Raw genomic sequence first — 355 nt, 5'->3', positions numbered from 1 at the left:
CGGGTGTGTTCGGTGAGGTGCTCGGCCTGGGCCGGGTGGGCGCCGATGACGATTTCTTCGCGCTCGGCGGTAATTCGCTGGTCGCCACGCAGGTGGTGGCGCGTCTCGGTGCGGCCGTCGGTGGCCGGGTGCCGGTGCGGACGTTGTTCGAGAGCCCGACGGTGGCGGGGTTGGCGGCGGCGCTGGAGTCCCACACGCACGGTGAGCGGGTGGAGTTGGGCAGTATCGCGCGTCCGGAGCGGTTGCCGTTGTCGTTGGCGCAGCGGCGGATGTGGTTCCTCAACCGCTTCGATCAGTCCGATGGGGCTGCGGAGCAGATCGGTTCGGCGGCCTACAACTTGCCGTTCGCGTTGCG

At 69.6% G+C, this 355-nt stretch carries 1 protein-coding gene; it reads left to right on the top strand.

Annotation, left to right across the window (positions count from 1 at the left end):
* On the top strand, positions 1-355 hold a 355-nt coding region (locus tag ON21_RS25305; RefSeq protein ID WP_039801638.1), incomplete at both ends, for a phosphopantetheine-binding protein.

The organism is Nocardia araoensis NBRC 100135, assembly GCF_000308435.1.
In the GTDB taxonomy this organism is placed as follows: Bacteria; Actinomycetota; Actinomycetes; order Mycobacteriales; family Mycobacteriaceae; genus Nocardia; species Nocardia araoensis.
This window is presented reverse-complemented; position numbering and strand designations above follow the sequence as displayed.